Source organism: Acinetobacter sp. Marseille-Q1618 (genome assembly GCF_902809855.1).
Taxonomy (GTDB): Bacteria; Pseudomonadota; Gammaproteobacteria; order Pseudomonadales; family Moraxellaceae; genus Acinetobacter.
Map to the genome: position 1 here is coordinate 33033 of NZ_CADDWJ010000005.1, position 23464 is coordinate 56496.

The window sequence follows — 23464 nt, forward strand, 5'->3', positions numbered from 1 at the left end:
CGTCATATATTTATGGCGGGATTTTGATGACATAAATTTATGTTTTAAGCTTCTTGTGTTGAACGATAATCGATGGCTTTATGACGCCAATGTTCTTTTAACTGTGGCGTAAATTCTAGGTTATTCTCATCATATACCGTGCCATCCACTTCACGAGCAATTAAGCCTGCAATGCTTGCCATGGTATCAAAACCTTTTTGTACATTGCTATGTGGCAACGCCAAGAAAAATGCTAAACCTTTGACTTGTTCCGTCGACAACGTTTCAAGGTCAAATCCTGCTGGGCCTTCATCAGTAATGCGTAATACAGAGAACATTAACGGACTTGGCTCATCAATATTGTCATAACGATGGAAACATGAAAGCTCACCAAAACGTAAGCCGTATTTAAGTAAAACTTTTAAGGTTTTATCGCCAGACAGTGCTTTACGTGGGTTTGGATAAACATTCAAAGCAATGATACTTTCCGCATTGGCTAAACTGCTTTCATCATCAAAACGTTGTTGCTCATGTAAATGTACATCTAAAATACTGCTTTCTTCATCAAAGTCTTTGATTTCAGCCGTTTCAATATTTGGATTTAAACTAAACTCTTCTGTTTTAAGTTCTGTGGTTTCCGTAGCTTCTGTTTGTTCAGCATTTTGATTATTTTCTATCGTATTTTCAGCATCATCTGTTTTTTCAACTGTTGTAGCTTCAACAGTTGTTTCTTTTTCGACTTCCGCAGTTTTATTTTCAAGGCTGCCTGAATGGGTTTCAGATGCTGTCACTGGTGTAGTAGGTGTAGTAACAGTTTGTTCTTTTTCTATCCCTTGGGCTGCTTCAGCAATAGGTGCTGCATCTAAATTGTGTAAGTCAGGTTCAACACGCGCTGTTTCTTTTACAGGAACGGCTTGAAGTTGATCACGAACATGACGTGGAATAACAGGCTGATTACTTTCTGAGTTAATGTGTAACTCTGATTCTAAAGAAGGTGCTGTATCATCTGATTTGCGTAAAACCATTCTTAGACCAATAAGAATAATAATGACTGCAACAACAATCCCAACGATTGTGGTGATTTCCATACTAAGACTCCGCGGCTAAACCGTATTCTTTTGCCTCTTCCAAATTTACAGTGACGAGTTTTGATGTTCCCGGTTCGGGCATCGTCACACCCAGCAAATCGGTTGCCATCGTCATTGCAACTTTATTATGCGTAATGTAAATGAATTGTACTTGTTCAGAAAGCTCTTTTACCAAATTACAAAATCTTCCTACATTCGCATCATCTAATGGTGCATCTACTTCATCCAACACGCAAAAAGGCGCAGGATTTAATCTAAAAATAGAAAACACTAATGCCAACGCAGTGAGTGCTTTTTCGCCCCCTGACAATAATGCCAGTGAACTGTTACGTTTACCTGGTGGACGTGCCATTAATTTAACACCTGATTGCCAGTCATCTTCAAGGCTTAAACTGGCTTCACCACCATTAAATACTTTAGGGAATAAATGTTTGAGTTCGGCATTGACCCGATCAAAGGTATTCATAAATAATTTTTTAGTTTCTTGGTCAATACTTTTCATGGCATTTTTGAGTTGCTCAACAGTATTTTCCAAGTCTTGCATTTGATGGCTGAGTTCTTCATAACGCTGCGATACTTCTAAATATTCTTCTGATGCTGCTAAATTTACCGCACCTAATTTTTCAAACTGACGTTGCGCTTTTTCTAGATTTTGTTGATGACTCGCCATATCAATGCTAAGACCTTGTTTGACTTTGGCATTTAGATCATTGAGCTGTTCTGAATAATGTTGTAAGTCAGACTTTGCCACTTGCCATGCCAAACGTTTTTCTTCTAACTGCGTACGTAATTTTTCATCATTTTGCTGATGTAAATGGCGCATTTCAGTAAGATTTTGCTGTTTCGCTTGTACACTATTTAACTCAACTTGCCATTCTGCCCAAGTTTTTTGCAACTTCTCAGTCAGTTGTGATTGTTCTGTATATTGTGTTTGTAGCGTTGGCAATTCGAGCTGAATCGGATCAACAAATTTTTTAGCTTGCTCCATTTGTGCCAAGACTTGTTGATACTGTACTTTAGAAAAATTTAGATCTTTTTCTAATAACTCTGTTTGTTGTTTATTTTGTTCCAACAAACGACGTGTCGCTTCTAAATTTTGTTGTTTGCTTTGTGCTGCCTGTTGCTGTGCTTCTAACTGTTCATTGAGCTGATCAAGTTTATATTGCCAAGTTTTATATTCAGGCAGATTTTGCTCAAGTTTAAATTGCAAAGCGTGCAAATCAATGTCCAAATCATCTTTTTGCATGGCATCTTCTTCAAGCTGCTCATCCAACTGTTGTAATTGATGATTGAGCTGTAGCTTTTGTAAATCAAAAGCTTGGCTTGCACTTTGCTGTTTGGCGATCTGCACATCAACACTTTGCAACTGTTTTTGCTGTGATTTTAGTTGTTCTTGTTGCTGTTGTAATTGTGTTTTTAACGCAGCAATCTGTTGTTGTACTTGAGGTAATAATACTTCTGCAGCCGTCAACTGCGGTTGTAATTCAACAAGTTTTTGCTCAATTTCATCTAAACGAATCCGATGGCTGAGCGCCCCTTGTGCTGCTTGACTGGCTTCATCATAGAACAGTCCAATCACCCAATCTTGTCCCACATGATAACCATCAAGACTCAGAATACTTTGTCCAGCAGTTAACTGCTTTTGTGTAGCTAAAGCTTGCGCTAAATTTTCAGCAATTGCGACTTGATTCCACAATGAGTTTTGTGGTGTTTCAATCCAATCTGCTAAACACGTTAAATCATTCAGTTGAATCTGCGCTTGTGCATCAGATGCTTTAAGCTGACGTGCGGCACTTTCAGCAAAATCAAGCTGCGCATCGATAAGATGTGCCGACAACCATTTTGCTAAAAATTTTTCTACAAGGTGTGCATGGGCTTTACCTTGCTCAGTCAACTGTAAAACTTGCATCAACGGTACAGCATTGCTATCTATTTTGAGGCTAGTTTTTGCCATCAATTGATTAAGATTTTTTTGTTCAGATTGTAAGACCTGAATCTCAGCTTTTAGATTGGCACAAACTATTTTCTGGTGATTGTACTGTTCCTGCGCTTGCTCAGATTGTGTTTTAAGTTCAATAATTTCATTTTCCAACACAATAGTCTGCGCTTGAATTGAACTTTTCTCTTGCACAAATTGACTTAAATCTTCGTTTTGAAATTGATTTTGAATCTGTACAACCTGTTGTTTCAACGTATCTTTTTGCTGCTCAAGTCGGCTGACATTTTTACTTAAATGCTCAATCTGTGCCTGCATTTGTGCTTTTTGTTGTTGCTGTTTTTCAACCTGAGTTTTGATCTGTTCAAATTGTTGTTGTGCTTCGATTTGCTGCGCTTTTAAATCTACACCACTTTGCTGAGCAAGTTGGGTTTCAGACTCTAATTGTTGTAAATTTTGGCTTTGCTCATCAACCTGCGCAAATAAAGTATCCAATTGTAATTCAAGCAGTTGGATACGTTCTTTGGTTTGAACTTTTTGTTGTTGTAATTGTCCAACCATTTCTGAATTTTGTTGAAATAAAGTCTGCTTTTGCTCTAAAGTCATCTTTAATTCAGACAGTTTTTTCTCTGCCAATTGCCATTCTTGTTGCAAGGGTGAGGATTGTTGAATCAGCCGTTGAAATAACTCACTCGTAGCGGCAAGATCATGCTCCAACGTGCTCATATCTGAACGAACCAACTTAAAATGTTCGCCCAATTCATTCATTTCTATCGAATATTGTTCTTGTAAACGAAAACTTTGTTCACATTGAAAAGATAAAATCTCAATTTTTAAAGTGCGAATTTGCGTTTCTAATGTTTTGTACTGCACCGCAGATTCAGACTGACGCTTTAAGGTTTTGAGTTGTGACTGTAATTCACTGGAAATATCTTCTAAACGTTCTAAGTTCTGCGTGGTATGTTCTAGATGTTGCAACGTTTCTTTACGACGCGCTTGATAACGAGAAACCCCAGCCGCTTCTTCGATAAAGACACGCATTTCTTCAGGTTTGGCATCCACCAAACGGTTAATCATACCTTGTTCAATAATGGCATATGAACGCGGCCCTAAACCTGTTCCCAAGAAAATATCAGTAATATCACGACGACGACATTTGGTGCCATTTAAAAAATATTCAGATTTGCCATCTCGGTTGACCTGACGCCGAACCGCTAATTCACTATAGGCATTGTATGCGCCACCGAGCTTGCCATAGGTATTTTCAAAACGTAGCTCTACACTTGCCATCCCTACAGGTTTACGTTTGCTCGTTCCTGTAAAAATGACATCTTGCATACTGCCACCACGCAGTTGACGCGCGCTCGACTCCCCCATTACCCAACGGATGGCATCAATCACATTGGATTTACCACAACCGTTTGGGCCAACGACCGCAGTACGGTTTGCTTTGAATTGTAATGTTGCACTATCAGCAAAAGATTTGAAGCCTGAAAGTTTTAAGCTGCTTAAACGCATAATGTCCTAGTTACTTGCCAACGCCATTTAGCGACGTGATCTCCTCGCCCATGCGAGTTCGATTTGTTTCATACGTGTTAGCGATTCCAACACGAGATTACGCAAGTGTCGACAAAAATCTTCCATAAATAAAGTAGCTTGTTGTGATTTTCGGATTAAAATTGCATCAATCACCAGTTTTATCAGTTCTAAAGCCTCTTGTAGCTCACGTCTTGAGGTATTTAAGGTTAAAAAATAACTTCTGCGTAAAGAAGGTAACAATTCTTTATAAAACTTCATTAGGTAAGGATTGCCGACCATATCTGCTTGTTCAGCCAAATATTGAAAAATACTGTCATAAAATTTTTCGGTATTGCTGTTTTTGACATGCTCATTGAGTTGTTGCATCAGCTTTTGTAAACCTTCTGCTTCGTGGTTACGCCATGTTTCGCTGATACGCTGTACAATTTGCCCTAAAAATAAACTACTTGTGTCAAATAAAGCACGGACTTGTTGCGGCGACATTTCGGAAACAATCGCACCACGTCTTGGATAAATTTCAATTAAATGAGTACGCTCTAGCAACAATAATGCTTCTCGTACTGAGCCACGGCTCACGTCAAGTTCTTTAGCAATGCGTAATTCTTGTATACGTTCCCCTTCGACCAACTCACCACTGATAATTTGTTCACTGATATGTTTGGCGATTTGCTCTGAAAGGCTTTCGACTTCTTCCAAATGCATAAAAATCCTATCTTATTTGTTTTATTATGATCAATATCAATCATTGAGTTTTTTATTTAACCTGTTCAATGCTGATATTTCTATGTCATTGTCAGACAATTTTATTGGATTTTGAGCCAATTGCACCTAGATTTCGATGAATAGAAAAATTTTTAAATTTTTGCTGAATATATTCTTATTGTTCAATCGTGTTTTATTCAAACTAAACGATAACATCCTATTTACTCAAATAGTTTAAAACTTTTGCGAAAGTTAGCTCCCTATTGATTCAGCTCCAATACTAAAACTCTCGTGATTTCCCTCTCACAAGAAGAGAAGGAACTCACAATATTTTCAATAGGTTTTAAATCTAAAGTTTGAACATTTTATGACTTACGCAAGAAGTCCATGATATAAAAATACACGCTCAATAATCCATCAACTCATCTCTAAAACTTTAGTTAGAAAAAAGCGGAAACACCTTTAAAAATAAAGAACAAACCAATGGTTGTCAGTAAACACGCAAAACACTTTTTCAGCATCGCTGGGGAAAGTGCATGTGCAACTTTTGCACCAAATTTTGCGGTAATAAAACTCATGATACTAATGCCAATAAAAGCATAAAGATGTACAAAACCAATCGTGTTTGGAACACTTACTTGCTCTTTCGCACCAAAAAACATAAAGCCTAACGCCCCTGCAATTGCTATCGGTAAACCACATGCTGCAGATGTGCCAACCGCTTTTTGCATCACTACCCCATTTTTATTTAAATAGGGTACAGTTAAACTTCCCCCACCGATCCCAAAAATTGCAGAAGCAATTCCAATACCGCCACCAGCTAACATCTGCATCGGCGTAGAAGGTAATTGTTTGCTCTGATCCACTTTGACATTTGCGCCCTTAAACATTTTATAAGCAACCCAAATCGCAAATAATCCAATGATCAATTGCAAGTTTGCACCTGAAAGTACACCTGCGATACCTGCCCCTAAAAATGAACCGAGCACTAAGCCTGGTGCAAGATTTTTCACCACATCCCAAAGCACAGCACCATTTTTATGATGTGCCATCAAGGAACTAATCGAGGTCACGATAATGGTGGCAAGTGAAGTCCCTAACGCAAGGTGCATAATCACCGCAGGGTCATAGCCCATTTGGGTAAAAACCACATATAGAATCGGTACAATAATTAAGCCACCACCTACACCAAATAGCCCAGCAGCAAAACCAGCGATTGCACCAATCCCTAGATATATGATTAACTCCATAAATATTCTTCCATTATCTTCTATTCAACATGGATTTAGAAACTCGTCATTTACGTCAGTTACTGACCAATGCACAACAACTTCCTGAAATTTTGCTATTAAAACATAGCACTACATCAACCAATGATGATGTTCGTGACATTGCTCAAAAAGGCATTAAAACGGTATTAGTTTGTAGTGAAGTACAAACTCAAGGTCGAGGACAGCATCAACGTGAATGGGTTTCTCCGATCGGGAATATTTATTTAAGCACATTGTTACAAACCCAAACAACAATAGATGGACGTTTGGCTTTAGAAATAGCATTAAATATTCTACAAATGCCGAGTCTTAAGAACTTAAATAATTTACAAATCAAATGGCCTAACGACTTATACAGTACACAAGGCAAATGGGGCGGTATTTTGGTTGAACCAATTTCTTCAAATGAAGCAATTGTAGGTGTGGGAATTAACTTATTACCTTTACCTCAAGAACAAATCGACCAACAAGCCACCTCAATCGTACAGCTCGGTGTAGAATTTCCTAATCGTATCCAAATGATCAGTGAATTATATCTTGCTATTCAACAGGCGGGACAATGGTTTGAACATGGTTGCTATAACCTTGCTTCACGTTTCAATCACTATGCTGCCTTTATGGACAAGAATGTTCATTTTGAGCAGATTAAAGGCAATGTAGAAGGTATTTTCAAAGGCATTTGTGATGATGGTTCTGTAAATCTACAAACCCCTCAAGGCTTGCTCAATGTCTATCAAGGACGTTTACGTTTGGCGGAGCAAGATCAAGCATGAATACATTAAATGAAAAAAAACTGTGGCTCGATATTGGTAATACCCGTTTAAAATATTGGGTAACAGAAGCGAATAGCATTGTAGAACATGTGGCAGAGTTGCATTTACAATCTCCTGCGGACTTACTTTTAGGTTTGATTCAACACTTTAAAAATTTAGATATTGTCCGAGTCGGCATTTCTTCTGTACAAGATAAGAAAAATAACCAGCGCATTGCGCAAATTTTAGAATTACTCGGTGTACCGGTATCTTTTGCCAAAGTACATACTGAATATGCGGGGCTAGAATGTGGTTATGATGATCCAACACAACTCGGAATTGATCGTTGGCTGCAAGTTTTAGCAGTTGCCAATGCCGAAGAAGATTTGTGTGTAATTAGTTGTGGTACAGCACTAACTATTGACCTTACGCATGGTAAACAACACTTGGGCGGCTATATCGTACCAAACCTGTACTTACAACGAGATTCACTCATTCAAAACACCAAAGGTATTAAAATTCCTGATGCGGCATTTGAGGAACTCAGTCCCGGACGCAATACCATTGATGCTGTGCATCATGGCATTTTTTTAGGTCTGCTCAGTACCATTCAGCATGTGCTTAAACAATCTCCACGTAAACTCATTTTAACAGGTGGTGATGCGCCATTATTTGCCCAATTTCTTGGAGAATATGCACCACATATTGAGCCTGATTTACTGCTCAAAGGCTTACAAATTTATATTGAGCATCAGGCTTGATGTATTAAAACTTAAAGTTTAAATAAGTAATACACTTTAAGTAAACATGTAATAAAAGATTTGTATTGCTTATTTTGTATGAATTATAGGAAATTTATTACATGTTTAATTTGTATAGACTACTTATAAAGCTCGAATTATTCTTAAACTCATAATCATATAAGGAAATACAAAATGAATAAAATAAAACCATTCGTTATTGCCAGCTTGATGGGGCTGATGATGACAGGCTGTGCAAACTTACAAAGTACAACGCAACATATTCCAAGTGAATTACAACAGCAACTCACAACCTCTCAGCCTATTATTGCTTATTTCACACCTGATGCAGGTGAAGAGGAAAACTGTAGCTGCAATAGCAACGTAGGACACGGCTACTCTGCTACCCCCGTTGAAAATGGTTACTATCGTAAGCTTTTAGGTCGTGACAAAAATGGCCGTTTCTTAGTACAAGACTTTTATCAAAATAGTCATAACAAACAAACTGATCCGTTTTGGATGATTGAACCTAAAGGTTTAAACAGCTTTGAAGGACAATATACTGATGGCGATGTTGTTGGCTATTATGAAAATGGAAAAGTTGAATTTAAAAGCACCTATCAAAATCAAGTCGCTATAGGAAAATCTGAAAATTATTATCCTAATGGGCAAATTGCTTTAAAAACCGAGTTTATAGATGAAAAAACAGTTCTACAAAAACTCTGGTATGAAAATGGTAAAATTGCGGCTGATTTAAAAATGGATGCTGAGCAAGATTTTCAAATTATCGACAGTAAAGTCTGGGATCAAAATGGTAATGTAATTTCAGACATTGAACAAAGTGATGAAATTATTCAACAAATTTATAGTCAAATTTAATCACTCTGCGAGCAGATCATGTGAGAAAAACGGCTAAACTCAGCCGTTTTTTTAATTATTTATTCTACGCTAGAGAGCACAGGTTGATCTAAAAGTAATGCCAATTTCTCCCACAGTTGAGGAAACTCAGTAAATCCATCTTCTTGCATAAAATGTCCTGCATATTTCACCTCAATCAATTGGGCATGAATCGCTTGTCCCAAACGAATACTCATTGGTGCTGCAACATAAGGATCATTATTAGACAAAAATACAAAGCGTTTCTGAATAGATGTTCTGATCACAAAGTCATCTATTTGGGTATGTTGTATGAATCCATTGAGTTCAGGTAAAGATGATAAAGGATCTTTAAAAGGTGAAATCAAAAATATCGCTTTAATTTTCTTTCCCTTTAATGCTTGGGATAAAAAGTCCAACGCACTTATACAACCTAAACTATGTGCCACGACAATGCTATTTTCATCTAAAGGGGAAACTTGCATATGTAAACACTCTTTCCACACAGCATAGTTTGGAATATCTGGATCTTCTAAATGGATAATTTCACAGGCAACGCCTACAGCTTGAATTTTTTGGGAAAGCCAAGGAAACCAGTGCTTTTCTGGAGAGGCTTGATAGCCATGCACAACAAAAACGGTCTTCATTTAAATAGTTCTTCTTATCAATTGCTTTAGCAAAACTAGCATAATGCAAATTTAAATTTTTAAATGTAATTTTTTATATAAAAAGAGCGCTTAAAGCGCTCTTTTGGATATTTGGTCAGACTTATTTTTTCGGTTCGTTGTTGCCAAATAAAGGTCCCATACCACCACCGCCACCGAATTGCTTTTGCAAACCGCTCAATGAACGCATCATTTTTGCCATACCTGATGGATTAGCAAATTTCTTCATCATTTTCGCCATTTGTGCATGTTGTTTAATCAATTTATTGACTTCAACCACATCCATACCACAACCTGCTGCGATACGTTTTTTACGGCTTGGGTTCATCAAATCTGGGTTACGGCGCTCTTTGATGGTCATCGATTGGATAATCGCTTCCATTTTTTTCACTTGTTTTTCAGGATTTGCTTGTGCAATTGCATCTTGAATCCCTGAATTACTCATGCCAGGCAACTTGTCTAAGAAGCCCATCATGCCGCCCATTTTGTTCATTTGTTCAAATTGCATCAGCATATCTTCAAAGTTGAAGCTGCCGCCTTTTTGCAATTTTTTCGCCATTTTTTCAGCTTTTTCTTTGTCGATTTTGCGTTCAACTTCTTCGACAAGAGAAAGTACGTCACCCATACCTAAGATACGTTGTGCAACACGCTCAGGATGGAATGGCTCTAAGGCATCGAGCTTTTCACCCATACCTAAGAATTTGATCGGCTTACCAGTGATCGCACGAACAGAAAGTGCTGCACCACCACGTGCATCACCATCAGTTTTGGTAAGAATCACACCTGTAAGAGGTAAAGCATCATTAAATGCTTTGGCTGTATTTGCCGCATCTTGACCTGTCATGGCATCGACCACGAACAAAGTTTCAGTTGGATTAATCGCAGCATGTAATGCCTTGATCTCGTCCATCATGTCGTCATCGATATGTAAACGACCTGCGGTATCCACAATCAAAACGTCATTAAAATTAATTTTGGCTTGTCCAATTGCACGTTGTGCAATTTTGATCGGATCTTCCGCGGCATCAGACTCGATGAAGTCTACACCCACCTCAGCTGCAACAGTTTGTAACTGTTTAATTGCTGCTGGACGATAAACGTCGGCAGATACCATTGCCACTTTTTTCTTTTGACGTTCTTTTAAAAAACGTGCCAGTTTTGCAGCAGTTGTGGTTTTACCCGCACCTTGCAAACCTGCCAATAAAACAACAACAGGCGGTTTTGCAGCAAGGTCAAGTGTTTCATTCGCTGCGCCCATCATTTTGGTCAATTCGTCATAGACGATCTTCACGAAAGCTTGACCTGGAGAAAGCTGAGTCATGACTTCCTGACCCAATGCTTCTTCCTTAACTTTCGCAATAAACTCACGAGTTACAGGTAAGGCAACGTCCGCTTCTAGAAGTGCCATACGCACTTCACGCAACGTGTCTTTAATGTTGTCTTCGGTTAGCTGCCCTGAGCCAGTAACATTTCTTAAACTCTGCGTGAGTCGTTCTGTTAAGGTATCAAACATTGCAAAATCCGCTTAAAATAGCTAGTAGCAAAAAAATCTTTCTTAAAATAGAAAATTTATGCATAAGATGCTATAGGATACTTGAGTTCATATCGAATTTATATCTTATCACATGAATATTTATCATCCCGAAAAAGGTTTGACATGATTAGCCTCCCCTTGGTTTACACCATTTTAGCATTAATTGCCTATACCACATCATTTTGGTATTTATTTATGCATCTAATGTCTAAACGTGCGCCAAATCATTGGTTTATTAGCGTTGTTTTAGGCTTAGGGCTGCTGTTACATGCTGTTGTAGTTTATAACAACATGGTCACACCACAGGGTATTAATTATGATGTGTTTAACTTGATGTCATTTACATCAGGTTTAATGTTGTTACTGAGTGTTTTATTTAGTACCTATCGACCTGTGCTTGCACTGAATTTATTGGGTATTCCTGTTGCTGCTTTGGGTTTAATTTTAGGTTTTGCTTTTAGTGTTCCTCGTCAGTTCACCGAAGTACATTCTCTTGGTTTAGATATTCATATTATTTTGTCTTTGTCTGCGTATGCTGTGTTGTTAATGGCAACGATTCAAGCCGTTTTGATGTGGCAGCAAAATAGAGAATTAAAGAAAAAACAAAAAACACGTATCTGGGTCAATCTATTACCGCCCTTTCAAGTGATGGAATCTTTGTTATTTGATATGTTAATGACAGGATTTTCTCTATTAACGGTTGCCTTAGTGTTTGGTTTCTTTACCGTTGATCATTTCTTTGCACAGCATTTAGCCCATAAAACTGCTTTTAGTATTATCTCATGGTTTGTCTATGGTGCTTTATTAATAGGGCGTTATAAGTTTGGTTGGCGTGGTCAAAAAGCGATTCGTTTTACCATTATTGGATTTTTCTTGTTAGCCATTGGTTTTATTGGTTCAAAGTTTATTTTGGAAATGATTTTGCATCGCTAAGTTTTTATTGATGGTGGGATGAATTTTCTCGTCAGAAAAACCAAGTAAAGTATTGATTTAAAAAATTAAATCTAAGCGTTATCAAAAAACCACACCATTCTGCATAATACTGCTTGGCATATTTTTCATTTGCGGAAAATACCAGTTTGCAATCTCAGAATGATTGAATATATTGTTATAATTCTACAGGAAGTTTTAGCTTAAATTCAGTTTGAATCCGTTCAAGCTGTATGTGATGATTTGACTGTGTAAATAGTTCATCTAGATTTAAGAAGGTATTTATTTCTTCTAGAGTTTGCTTTAAATTCATATTTTCGTCCATTCTTTCATTTGATTTTTCAAAACGCTGACTCAAACATTTTATCATTCCAGCATCTTTGATAATTTACATTGCTAGACAAGTTCAGTAAAAAACCGTATAACGCTCTTGTTTAACTCGTACGCTAGGATAATTCTTTGAAACTCGTTCTCGCTCCTATGGAAGGCTTAACTGACCCAATTATGCGTGATGTTTTGACATCGGTTGGCAGCTTTGACTGGTGTGTAACTGAGTTTATCCGAGTGACAGACGCTGTGCTGCCTGATCATATTTATCATACGTACTGCCCAGAGCTGAAACATAACGGCAAAACTGCTGCAGGTACACCTGTGCATGTGCAATTTTTAGGAAATAATCCTCACATGCTTGCGGCCAATGCAGTTCGAGCGGCTGAACTGGGTGCGCCTGCGATTGATCTGAACTTTGGCTGTCCTGCAAAAACAGTAAATCGTCATCGTGGTGGTTCAGTATTACTTGATGAACCTGAGGTTGTGCATGAGTTAGTCAAAGCCGTGCGTGATGCTGTGCCGACTCATATTCCTGTTTCTGCGAAAATGCGCTTAGGCTATATGGATCGAAATTTCACGATGGAAAATGCCCATGCGATTGAAGATGCTGGAGCAGCATGGGTCACTGTACATGCACGTACCAAAGCTGACGGTTATACACCACCTGCATTTTGGGATTTGCTGCATCCCATTCGTGAAAACTTAAAAATCAATGTGATTGCCAATGGTGAAATTTGGACCAATGCTGATGCCAAACAATGCCAAGTTGAGTCAGGTTGTGAGGATTTGATGATTGGGCGTGGTGCTGTGACCACACCTGATTTAACCCAATGTATTCGTCAAAATATCGACACACCTTTGATCACTTGGAATGAACTACTTACTTTACAGATTCGTTTTTTAAATGGTTCTTATAAAAAAGAAATGAATATGGTCGGTCGTTATAAGCAATGGCTAGGCATGATGTCAAAACATTATCCTGAAGCCAAAGCTCTTTGGGATGAAGTCAAACGTTTGAAAAAAATTGATGAAGTGGTTGAAAAGCTCAACCTCTCCAAAAGCTAATTTTATGTTTAGTTTTTGATTTAGACCGTTATTGCTTTAAACCTTTTACTTCTGTAACCACAGTAGGCAATTGCCATGCTCCACCCGCAAAGCCTTTGCATTGCCCTGTACTTGCATCAAAAGTTTTTATATAACGCTGTCCATCCCATGTCCACTCTGCTTGTGACCAACAATCACCTACACCGCGTCCTTTATGGTTTTCAAACAATTGATTATCCCCTTCATCACTAATAGCACTGCTGACAAATTGCTTCACTTCAGTCAGGTTCTTATTCATGACCCATGTTCCCCAGCCAAAATTATAAGCACCTTTCCAACAGGCATTGGATACCGCTGTTAAGTTTTGGGTGAGCGGTGTAATCACTAAACGATCTGATTCAAAATAATCAGATTCACCAAATAAAATAGGACAATCTTCGCTGTTGGTGGTCTTTTTTAACACAGCAATAATTTTTTGTGCTTTCTCACTTTTAGGTAAGAGTTTAGTTTCTTTGGCTTTGAGCAGATCTTTTGCAACAACGATTGGTTTAGCTTCGGCTTTTAAAACATTTTGATTGGAATTTTGTCCTTTTTTAATCAATGCAGACGATGTTCCTAGACGCTTTTGAAACTCATCCATTTTCAATAAAACAGCACTCATGCCTTGCCCAGACAAAATATATCGTTGTTTGCCCGCAACAAACTCAACCACTGCATCACGTTGAGCTGTGGCTAACAAAGCATTGAGTTGATTTGTAGTTAGATTAGACTGCGTACTATTTTTAACCCAACCATAAGATTTTCCATCTATTTTTAGTTCATATTTAGCACTGCTTGTTTGATTTTCTTCATTTTCACCAAACTGCACTTCTGCAACTACAGGCGTATTTGCACCTGCATTTCGGGTCAACAACACACTGACAGGATGTTCATAATTGTCATCTGTTTGATAACCTGCCGCACGACAAGTCCCTGTATTGTCACATGCCAACTCCCAATCTTTATGTTCAAAGGACATACCTTGAATGGCTGCCGAACTTACGCCGCTTAAAAGACTCAAGCAAAGCCCTAAAATGATTTTTTGTTTTATATGCGTTGTCATGACATTATCCTATTTTTAAATTTTTCAATATATTGATCATATTAAATCGGACTTTTAAGTTTTCATGCAGCATTCTTGTAAATGTAGCCTTTATACATTTAGAAGGCTCGGCTTTGTACCGTTCCAGTAAAATTTAAGCAATCTTCAATGCGTATTTTTTGTATTGTTGATAATTCATCTAGACTCAACCAGCGATATGCTGAATGTTCAGCACTAAGTTGAATTTTGGCATTTTCAGGCAAGCTACATTTAAAAATAAAAGCATGTGAATTTACGCTCGCATGAAAATAAACACCCGATAGATATTCCACTTGAACATCACAGCCAATTTCTTCATGACATTCTCGAATCAATGCTTCATGAATCGTTTCACCCACATCCAAACCACCGCCTGGTAAGCCCCATGCACAATCAGCATAATTTGCTTTAAGCATTAAAATTTGATTCTGAGCATTACATATAACTGCATGTGAACTCATTCGATAAAAATCATGAAAGCCCATACTATTATTACCTTATCGAGCCAAATAGCATTTAGAAAATATTAATCGTGCAGCATAAGTAATTGAAATTGCGAAAACAGTATATCCAATTGCCGTTGAAAATAAAGGAATCGCTAATACAATCAATGACGTCAGTGGGTATAACCATTTTTTAATACCTTGTAAATGATGTGCCTCATGTAATATCCATAAAGAAGCTGTATAAACCACCACTGGAACAGCGATAAAATAGCCCATCATTTGTGTAGAAATTTCTGCGTGATGGGTTGCAACATCAATTGAAGCAGCTAGACTTGCACCAATCACTGCAATACTTATAAAAATAAAAAAATGTCCATATCCCCAAGTAAATGCACGTTTCCGACTGTCTAAACGCTCAGCAATTTCATGATCAAAATATGCCCACCACATGGTAAACATTAAAATCACGCCACCGATCATTAACAAAATAAGCGCTTGGTCAAAAGCTTGCGTTGTCAAAGCATCTGTAATTGCAGAATAACACGCCACAATTGACTCACCTAAAACAATAATCGTTAATAACGAATAACGCTCTGCAATATGATGAGGATGCCATGGCGTCATTTGATGTGATTCAGCAAAAATAGGAACAGCCAGCTCAGCAATCACTAAAAATACAAAAATATAAATGCTAAAAGCCACAGGGCTAAAATGAAAAAACAGCCACCCCATTTGCACAAGAATAATTCCAAATGCATAACGTAAAGCAGTGATCCTGCGCTCTGGATCATTTTTAGCGACTCGAAACCATTGACTGACTAAAGCTAAACGCATAATCACGTAGCCAATAATGATGACATCAAAATTATGCTGTTGAAATGCCAAAGGAATGCCTGCGGCTAAGACTAAAGACCCGATGATTTGTAACAAAGTCATCACACGATAAATCGCATCATCATTGTCGTAGGCTGAGGCAAACCATGTAAAATTCATCCATGCCCACCACAATGCAAAAAACACCATACTGTAAAATAGCAAACCCGTTTGGATATGATTTTCAATCAAGGCATGATGCAATTGCTGCCCTGCAGTCGCTATAGCAACCACAAAGATCAAATCAAACAGTAACTCCAATGAAGTCGCAACACGATGTTTTTCATGTGGATTACGTGGCAACAATGGTTTAAGCCATTCATGTTTGGCAAAAAGTGGGTTTGGCATAGGTATATTTTCTATCTGTTGATTTATATTTTATCCTGATTATTTGGCGTGTTCTGCTCTAAATGTTGAATATCATCCAGTTTTTCATCACGCTTTTTATCATGGCTTATGGTTTGCATAAGATCATTGGCCAACGCATGTAATAAGTCTAAATCTCCTTCATCCAAGACTTTGGGTTGACGATCTAAAATACATAAACTGCCCAAAACAAAACCTTTTTTATTTCTTAAAGGTACGCCTGCATAAAAACGAATATGATTTTTTTTAAGTTCTGCTACATTGCGAAAGCGTGGATCTCGTTGAATATCTTCAATAATCAAATCCTCGTTTTGATACACCACATGATTACAAATCGACTCATCTCGTGAAATATATTGTGCTGATAAAGCCTGTGTACGATCTGTTAATGGACTTTCGGGAGTAAAAACTTGTGCCTGATCTACCCATGAGATTTGAGCATAACCCACATCAAAAGCTTGCATGGTTTCATCAATATACTGTGCATATATGGGTATATTGTTGATATTCAATAAATCTAAGTCTTGCATCGTCGCCAAACGCTCAGCCTCATCCTCAGGCAATAAAGCGGTCATCGACTTTTCGCCTTTTGCAATAAAGAATGCTTCAACATTTAATATCAACTGATTGACATCATTCACCAAAGCATCGATCTGAAAACGCTGCTGGATTTTCTCTTCAAGTTGTTCTACATCACAATTCCATGTCGCAAAAATCACATAAAGATCAGGACGTTTTGCTCGAATTTTATTTAAAATCAAACGAATTTGCGCAATAGGATGGGCATGAAACAATGAAATACACAGTACTTCTATCTGCTCAGGAAGTTCATCTAAAATATTGGTCTGTGTCTGCAAAATGGCATCTTGCATATAGGTCGCAGGCATGTCTTTGAGTGTTAAAGCGTGTGCCAACATGGCTGAACTATGCACATCTATTTCCCAGCGTGCACCTAAACATAGAATCTTGGCTGCTTCAGCATTTTTAGTGGAATATTTTATTTGAAAATCTCGGTTGAAACGCTTCAATCCTTGATTCATCCGTAGCCGATGTTCTGCTGTTGCTCGCTGATTGTGACTCTCTGAAAAAAGTTGGATCGCTGGCACAGCAACATCATCATAAAATGCGATCACTTTACGAGCGACCACATCCGCTGCTGCTTTACGTGGTAAATCTTGTTGTACGCGACAGACAGCATCCTCCATCGCAGCGTCCGTATCATCAGCCACCAAACGTTGATAAAAACGTTCAGGTGGACGCAGTGCAGGCTCATTCCCAATCAGTATTTTTACAAATGCTAAAGCAGGAATATAATTTGCAAGCACTAAAATACAAGCAGTTAATGGCGTTGATAAAATTAAACCTATCGGCCCCCAAATTGCTGTCCAAAATGTTGCAGCCACCATAATGGCTAAGGTAGATAATCCTGTACTTTCCCCATACAGCCACGGTTCAATGATGTTATTGGTAATAAGCTCTAACAGTAGCACCAATCCCATTGTCAACAGCACCATATTCCAACTTGGGTCTACTGCAAACGCCAAAATAATAGGAAATGCGGCTGAAATTAAAGGGCCAACATAAGGAACAAAGCGCATGACCACTGCAACCATTCCCCACATAATCGCAGCAGGCACGCCAATAAACCATAAGCCAATCGCCATAGGCACGCCATAACTCAGGTTAACGATCAACTGCATTCGCAAATATTTACCAATTCGCTGCGCTGCTTCATCTAAAGCATCTGTGCCCACATTCAGATTATTTCCAAACAGTTTTAACAGCCGATCATGTAAGTCTTTACGATCAATTAAAATCAGTATGGCGAAGACAAATACAATCCCTGCTGTAGTAATTGGACTAAGAATTTTATCTGCCCATACTTGTGCAGATTCAGCAAATGTTTGTTCCTCTCCCACAACTTCGACTTGTTGCACATGCGGTTTGTCGACCTTTTGTTGAGGTGTTTGTTCAATGGAATGTTCAACGGTTTCCACGGTTCGAATCGCACCATCCCATACACTTGGTCCTTGTGTATAGCGTTGCACAGACTGTAATTTTTGCTTGATCGTGGTTTGATACTGCGGTAATTCTTGGCTTAAATCACTGAGTTGTAAAAATAAATAACTTGCTGCACCACCCAATACAGCCAATGTACTCATCACCACCAAAATGATTGCAGCAATACGTGGCAAGCCCCATTTACTGAGTCGATTCACCAATGGGTTGAGTAAAAAACCAAATAAAATTGCCAATGCCAACGGAATCAGAATATCTTTTCCGACGTATAAGGCGACGATTAAAATAGCAGCGATGAAAAAACCTGCCATAATTTTTAACATTGAAGAAATTTCGAGTAATTTCAACAATCGCGCTAAAATAATAGGAGCATACTCATCTGGAAGCTTTTGAATATCCTGTTGTTCCAAATGCAGTGAGTTTTGTTGCGCAATTATTTTTTGCTGCAAATCACTCGTTTTTTCATTTTTCATCCATGTTCTCACGATTCTTATATTTATATGATTATTCTTCAAGAAATTACGATAATTTACCAATATATTCCTGTAATCTTTTGATTCAGTTCAGTAAAAATCAAACCTATGACACAAAAATTAATTAAAATCTTATGCTGTTCACTATTCATTGCTTAGAAATACGAAAATAATGACCTAGCCATTAACAACAGATGAAAATCCATTAACCCACCAACTTTAGTTTTGCTTTTACTTGCAGGTCTACTGCTTTTTTAGTGACGATATTTACTGGTATAGAAATATGTTGATGTAATATTATCCATCTTTGATTTTTCTTTTGTAAACATAATGTTGTACGACACCATGGCATTTTTAACAATGGATTGATCTGTTTGTTTTCAATCTTGATATAAAAATATAAAAAGGCAAGATCACTTGAAACATGGACTTTTATGTTGCGTCTACGAATATCACTATTCATAGTCAAATATGGACTGAGCTTTTCTAGTTCTGCTTTATATTGCACCAGTCCACTGAGCTGAGAACTCACATCAAAAAGACTAAAATCATCGGCATAACTTTGAATAATTTGATCAATATCATTATTTTTCAAAGCATTATCCCATTTTTTTATTTGTTTTAGTATTTCATTTGCACTTGCTTGATCACCATCTATTTCCGCAATCACGCTAAAATCTCACTTTTATTTATTAGTGTGATTAATTCCTCACTATTAAATAAAAAGAACAAGATAAAATTCAAAAAAATATAAATTTATTTATAATAATCAATTAGATTGTTTTAATTTAAAATGTAGTTCATTTTAATAATCAGATAGGTTGAATACAGATCAACTGTAGCGAACTTGCTAGTCCATGATATGCAATGAAAACTTAACGGAGTGACTGGAGCTATCGTAGGCGACATGGATATCGCGTTGGGCATGAAGAGCAATACTCTGCAAGATATGGACATCTTGCGAAGCTTAACTTCTCATACCCAACAAAGGATTTTTGTTAATTTTATCCTTAAAAATAATACATTACCTACACAAATGAACTCGAACTTTGCAATATAAATACGGCAGTACAAAATAATATTTTGCTGGTTTTTCGATGATCAACTCAGCATACATTTTATAACATTAGCCTTATTGATGTTTATGCTTTTTTCACAAACTCAGATTTCAATTTCATTGTTCCCATCCCATCAATCTTACAATCAATATCGTGACCATCACTTGCATCGGGTAATAAACGAATATTTTTAACTTTGGTTCCAAGTTTCACAATGGATGAAGAGCCTTTGATTTTTAAATCTTTCACGACGGTCACAGTATCGCCATCATTTAAAATATTGCCAAATGCATCTTTGATAATACTTTCTTCATCTTGCTTTAAGGATTCTCCTTCTTTCCATTCATGTGAACATTCAGGGCAAATCAATAATTCACCATCTTCATAGGTATATTCAGAATTACATTTTGGGCAATTGGGTAAAGACATAACAACCTCAAAATAAAGGAAAAATAGTCTACACTATAGCCCATATAGGCGATGAAGTGTAGTTAATTCCTTATTTCAACTATGGAATTAAAATTTACCCGAATTTTGCAAAACATCTTTGAGTACGATCACATGATTATGGGTTTGATTTTTTGCAGCAGTTAATAAGGTTATTGTTCCTTGTAGCGCCAACTGGCGTAATCGCTCTACTTCGGGCTTCACCTGCTCTAGTTCCAACAAATAGCGTTGTTGAAACTCCTCCCAATGTTGCTGTGGATCTTGGTGATACCATTTCCTTAAGGCATTAGAAGGGGTAACTTGTTTCGCCCATAAATCTAGTTGAGCTGCTTCTTTTTTAATTCCCCTAGGCCATAAACGATCTACTAACACTCTCTTACCATCTGTTTGTGCTATGGGATCATAAATCCGTTTTATTTGAATATTCATTTTATTTTCAATCTCTATATCAACATCAGATCACTTTAGAGTTTCAGTAATGAATTCCAATAACAAAAAGGTTTATTGATCAGGAATATTTGGATTTACCAGTAATGATAAAAGCTGTAAGGACTCCTGCCATCCGAGATAACACGCTTCTGTAGGAATAACTGCAGGAATTCCTGATTGTGTAATAGTAACTTCTGTGCCAACCATAACCGCTTTTAATTCTATTAACATTTCAATTTCACCTTGTAAATTTGGGTCATCAAATTGATCTGTATAACGAATACGCTGGTTCGGAATTAGTTCTTGATAAGTTCCACCAAAAGAATGGCTTGTCCCTGTGGAGAAATTCGTAAAAGACATTTTATAGGTACCACCAACACGAGCTTCTAAATGCTGAACTTGTGCAGTAAATCCATGTGGTGCCATCCATTTTACCAACGCATCTGGATCTAAAAATGCCTTATAGACCCGTTCTGGCGGTGCACTAAAAACTCGATGTAGTTGAATTGTATTGCCCATTTTTACTTTCCTTGCTGTTATTGTTGTCAACTTAGTGTACTGCTATGTGTCTATAGGCTATGTATTTCTTTGGTATGTGCAAACTTAAAAACTATTGCTTCAATAAAAAAAGCATACGGTTAAATATGCTTTTTATCATCGACTTATATGAAAATTACTTTATTTCACTCAACTCTTCATCATCATAGTATTCATTGTCAAATACATAAGTAGTGCATCCCCAACCATCATATTCACCGTCAAATTGGCTTGCGATTTTATTAAACCATTCTTCTAGATCAACGATATCTGCGTATTCAGGAAGTAAATTCACATATACCGTAATGACCCACTCATTTGGTTCAAGCTCTTCATCGAGATACATTGAAATTTTTTGTTCTTCAAGCAATAAATATAAAGCACACTTTTCCGCAAGCGCTTGCGTTTTAAAATACATTGAAAATTCAAGCTCATGAACCTCGCTTAAATCATCACCATCTTCTTGCATTTGCCACAATAAATTGCCGTTATCATTATCTGGGAATTGTTCAAAATCACGTGTCATTTTAGTATCCTTGTTATGTTTGCCATGCAGGTTCAATTTAGATTAACTGAGTTTTGTTTCAATTTGGCGATTAAAGTTTTACTGAATATAAATAGATTACAAATATGATTTTAAGAATTATAGTAAGAATATTTGGTTGATCATTCCCATCACATCATCTTAAAAATGTCTTAACCTTAATTGATTTTTTTAAGAAATATAAACATAAGGTGAATTCATTTTAAGTCATTTAGCATAAATTCACCTTAGTTAGAGATTAATGTGCAGCTCCTGCCTCAACTACATTTTTCGGTTTAGGACACAACCAAATGATCAATCCAGCAAAGATAAATACCATGGCAAAGATTAAAAACACATGATTCACCGATAAAGTTAAAGCTTCTTTATTGACCAAATCCGAAATAATGCCTAAGGCGGTTTCTGAGCTAAATCCATTTTGCATCAGTGCTTGTTGGGTATCCGCAACATGCATTGTTGACACAATTTCACTTCGTGCAAGTTTGGCATGATCATCCCACAACGTCACTGCAATGGAAGCCCCGATTGCCCCCGCCATCGTTCTTAAAAAATTCATTAAGCCTGCAGCAGAAGCCACTTCATTCGGTTGAACAGCACCTAAAGCAATATTTGATAAAGGAATAAAGAAAAACGGCACTGCAAAACCTTGAATAATCTGCGGCCAAGCCAATGCCATAAAGTCAGCATCTGTGACCCAAAAAGCACGCATCAAAGTCACACCACCTAAGATCATTAAACCAAAACTCGACAATGCACGAGGGTCATATTTGGTGGCTAACTTAGCTACAATAGGTGACATGGTCAGACTTCCCAAGCCCATTGTGGCGGTGAGATAACCTGCCCATGAGGCGGTATAACCTAAATTCATTTGCAGCCATTGTGGAATTAATACAATACTGCCGAAAAACGCAGCAAAGGCAAAAGCCAAAGACAGTGTTGCGATGGTAAAGCCACGATAACGGAAAATTTGGATATTTACGATAGGATGCTTTTCGTAATATTCCCAAATCACAAAGGCAATAAAACCAATCACCATGATCACCGCCAGCGCACAGATAAAACTGCTATTAAACCAGTCTTTTTCATGCCCAAAATCAAGCATTAACTGTAAAGCAGCGATCCACAACACCAACAACCCTAAGCCAATACTGTCTATTTTTAACTTTTCAATTGGTGTTTCTGCAGATTTCAGCAAACGCATCACGCCAAGGGCACACACGATACCAACAGGAATATTGATAAAGAAAATCCAGTGCCATGACATATTGTCACTGATGGTACCACCTAAAATAGGACCGAGAATCGGACCTACAACGGTGGTCATTGCCCACATGCCCATCGCTTGCGAATGCTTTTCAGGTGGGAAAATACGCATCAGTAGCATTTGACTGAGTGGCATAATTGGGCCACCAAATAAACCTTGTCCGATTCGGAAAATCACCAACATGGTTAAACTGGTGGACAAACCGCATAAGATTGAAAAGATGGTAAATCCAATCAAACTGATACTAAAGACGCGAACAGCACCAAAGCGTCCCACCAACCAACCTGTTAATGGTACACAAATCGCCTCAGCAACGGCATAGGAAGTGATCACCCAAGTCCCTTGTGAACTTGAAACAGCAAGACTCCCAGTAATATGCGGTACGGACACATTGGCAATGGTCATGTCCAAGACCACCATAAAATTTGCCAATGAAAGAAATAAAGCAGCGAATAATAACTTCGTGCCTTTTAGCTCGCTTTGAAAAACTGTGCTATTCATA

General features: G+C 37.6%; 22 protein-coding genes. 5 read left to right on the top strand and 17 right to left on the bottom strand.

The window, feature by feature from the left end; translation table 11 throughout:
• Positions 1–44: 44 nt before the first annotated feature.
• The 4 genes from HUS24_RS16410 to HUS24_RS16425 all read right to left on the bottom strand — a co-directional run bounded on the left by HUS24_RS16410 (position 45) and on the right by HUS24_RS16425 (position 6494).
• Positions 45–1067, bottom strand: coding sequence for a cell division protein ZipA C-terminal FtsZ-binding domain-containing protein (locus HUS24_RS16410; protein ID WP_173913028.1), 1023 nt, complete (start codon positions 1065–1067; stop codon positions 45–47).
• A 1-nt stretch (position 1068) separates the two neighbouring features.
• Complete coding sequence (smc, locus tag HUS24_RS16415) at positions 1069–4521, bottom strand: chromosome segregation protein SMC (RefSeq protein ID WP_173913029.1); 3453 nt, start codon at positions 4519–4521, stop codon at positions 1069–1071.
• Between the two features lie 27 nt (positions 4522–4548).
• A complete protein-coding gene (locus HUS24_RS16420) occupies positions 4549–5244 on the bottom strand; it encodes a GntR family transcriptional regulator (protein ID WP_173913030.1) in 696 nt (231 codons plus the stop codon).
• A 440-nt stretch (positions 5245–5684) separates the two neighbouring features.
• Positions 5685–6494, bottom strand: a complete 810-nt coding sequence (locus tag HUS24_RS16425; protein ID WP_173913031.1) for a sulfite exporter TauE/SafE family protein — start codon at positions 6492–6494, stop codon at positions 5685–5687.
• Positions 6495–6523: 29 nt separating this feature from the next.
• Between HUS24_RS16425 and HUS24_RS16430 the strand changes: the two genes are divergently transcribed.
• The 3 genes from HUS24_RS16430 to HUS24_RS16440 all read left to right on the top strand — a co-directional run bounded on the left by HUS24_RS16430 (position 6524) and on the right by HUS24_RS16440 (position 8886).
• Complete coding sequence (locus tag HUS24_RS16430; RefSeq protein WP_173913032.1) at positions 6524–7288, top strand: biotin--[acetyl-CoA-carboxylase] ligase; 765 nt, start codon at positions 6524–6526, stop codon at positions 7286–7288.
• Positions 7285–8028, top strand: a complete 744-nt coding sequence (locus HUS24_RS16435) for a type III pantothenate kinase (RefSeq protein WP_173913033.1) — start codon at positions 7285–7287, stop codon at positions 8026–8028. The genes HUS24_RS16430 and HUS24_RS16435 overlap by 4 nt, the downstream gene beginning before the upstream one ends.
• A 174-nt stretch (positions 8029–8202) precedes the next feature.
• Complete coding sequence (locus HUS24_RS16440) at positions 8203–8886, top strand: toxin-antitoxin system YwqK family antitoxin (protein WP_254433891.1); 684 nt, start codon at positions 8203–8205, stop codon at positions 8884–8886.
• 59 nt (positions 8887–8945) lie between these two features.
• On the opposite strand, the gene HUS24_RS16445 is transcribed toward HUS24_RS16440, so the two are convergent.
• Both HUS24_RS16445 and ffh read right to left on the bottom strand, forming a co-directional pair.
• Positions 8946–9530, bottom strand: a complete 585-nt coding sequence (locus HUS24_RS16445) for an alpha/beta hydrolase (protein WP_173913034.1) — start codon at positions 9528–9530, stop codon at positions 8946–8948.
• 121 nt (positions 9531–9651) lie between these two features.
• Entirely contained in the window at positions 9652–11061 is a 1410-nt protein-coding gene (gene ffh, locus HUS24_RS16450) for a signal recognition particle protein (protein ID WP_173913035.1), read from the bottom strand.
• Between the two features lie 144 nt (positions 11062–11205).
• Here ffh and ccsA point away from each other — a divergent pair, with 144 nt between their 5' ends.
• On the top strand, positions 11206–12015 hold the full coding sequence (gene ccsA / locus HUS24_RS16455) for an inner membrane protein YpjD (RefSeq protein WP_173913036.1): 810 nt from the start codon (positions 11206–11208) through the stop codon (positions 12013–12015).
• A gap of 175 nt (positions 12016–12190) precedes the next feature.
• Here ccsA and HUS24_RS17145 read toward each other — a convergent pair whose 3' ends face one another.
• Positions 12191–12325 (bottom strand): hypothetical protein, encoded by a 135-nt coding sequence (locus HUS24_RS17145; protein WP_302476110.1) that lies wholly within the window; start codon positions 12323–12325, stop codon positions 12191–12193.
• Positions 12326–12471: 146 nt separating this feature from the next.
• Between HUS24_RS17145 and HUS24_RS16460 the strand changes: the two genes are divergently transcribed.
• Positions 12472–13407: a tRNA-dihydrouridine synthase gene (locus HUS24_RS16460; RefSeq protein ID WP_173913037.1), complete on the top strand. Its 936-nt coding sequence runs from the start codon at positions 12472–12474 to the stop codon at positions 13405–13407.
• Positions 13408–13435: 28 nt separating this feature from the next.
• Here the strand turns inward: HUS24_RS16460 and HUS24_RS16465 are convergent, their stop codons facing one another.
• From HUS24_RS16465 to HUS24_RS16510, 10 genes are all read right to left on the bottom strand, one after another.
• On the bottom strand, positions 13436–14488 hold the full coding sequence (locus tag HUS24_RS16465) for a DUF1176 domain-containing protein (RefSeq protein WP_173913038.1): 1053 nt from the start codon (positions 14486–14488) through the stop codon (positions 13436–13438).
• A 98-nt stretch (positions 14489–14586) separates the two neighbouring features.
• Entirely contained in the window at positions 14587–14991 is a 405-nt protein-coding gene (locus HUS24_RS16470) for an NUDIX hydrolase (protein ID WP_173913039.1), read from the bottom strand.
• Between the two features lie 12 nt (positions 14992–15003).
• Positions 15004–16173 (bottom strand): low temperature requirement protein A, encoded by a 1170-nt coding sequence (locus HUS24_RS16475; RefSeq protein WP_173913040.1) that lies wholly within the window; start codon positions 16171–16173, stop codon positions 15004–15006.
• 23 nt (positions 16174–16196) lie between these two features.
• Positions 16197–18683 carry an AI-2E family transporter gene (locus HUS24_RS16480; RefSeq protein WP_254433892.1) on the bottom strand — a complete coding sequence of 829 codons (2487 nt, stop codon included), beginning with the start codon at positions 18681–18683 and terminating at the stop codon, positions 16197–16199.
• A 205-nt stretch (positions 18684–18888) separates the two neighbouring features.
• On the bottom strand, positions 18889–19353 hold the full coding sequence (locus HUS24_RS16485; RefSeq protein WP_173913041.1) for a nuclear transport factor 2 family protein: 465 nt from the start codon (positions 19351–19353) through the stop codon (positions 18889–18891).
• 472 nt (positions 19354–19825) lie between these two features.
• Positions 19826–20170, bottom strand: coding sequence for a zinc ribbon domain-containing protein YjdM (locus HUS24_RS16490; RefSeq protein ID WP_173913042.1), 345 nt, complete (start codon positions 20168–20170; stop codon positions 19826–19828).
• 87 nt (positions 20171–20257) lie between these two features.
• A complete protein-coding gene (locus tag HUS24_RS16495; RefSeq protein WP_173913043.1) occupies positions 20258–20617 on the bottom strand; it encodes a DUF488 domain-containing protein in 360 nt (119 codons plus the stop codon).
• A gap of 72 nt (positions 20618–20689) precedes the next feature.
• A complete protein-coding gene (locus HUS24_RS16500) occupies positions 20690–21136 on the bottom strand; it encodes an SRPBCC family protein (protein WP_173913044.1) in 447 nt (148 codons plus the stop codon).
• Positions 21137–21290: 154 nt separating this feature from the next.
• Complete coding sequence (locus tag HUS24_RS16505) at positions 21291–21680, bottom strand: ribonuclease E inhibitor RraB (protein WP_173913045.1); 390 nt, start codon at positions 21678–21680, stop codon at positions 21291–21293.
• A gap of 256 nt (positions 21681–21936) precedes the next feature.
• Positions 21937–23463 (bottom strand): DHA2 family efflux MFS transporter permease subunit, encoded by a 1527-nt coding sequence (locus HUS24_RS16510; RefSeq protein ID WP_173913046.1) that lies wholly within the window; start codon positions 23461–23463, stop codon positions 21937–21939.
• Position 23464: the final 1 nt, after the last annotated feature.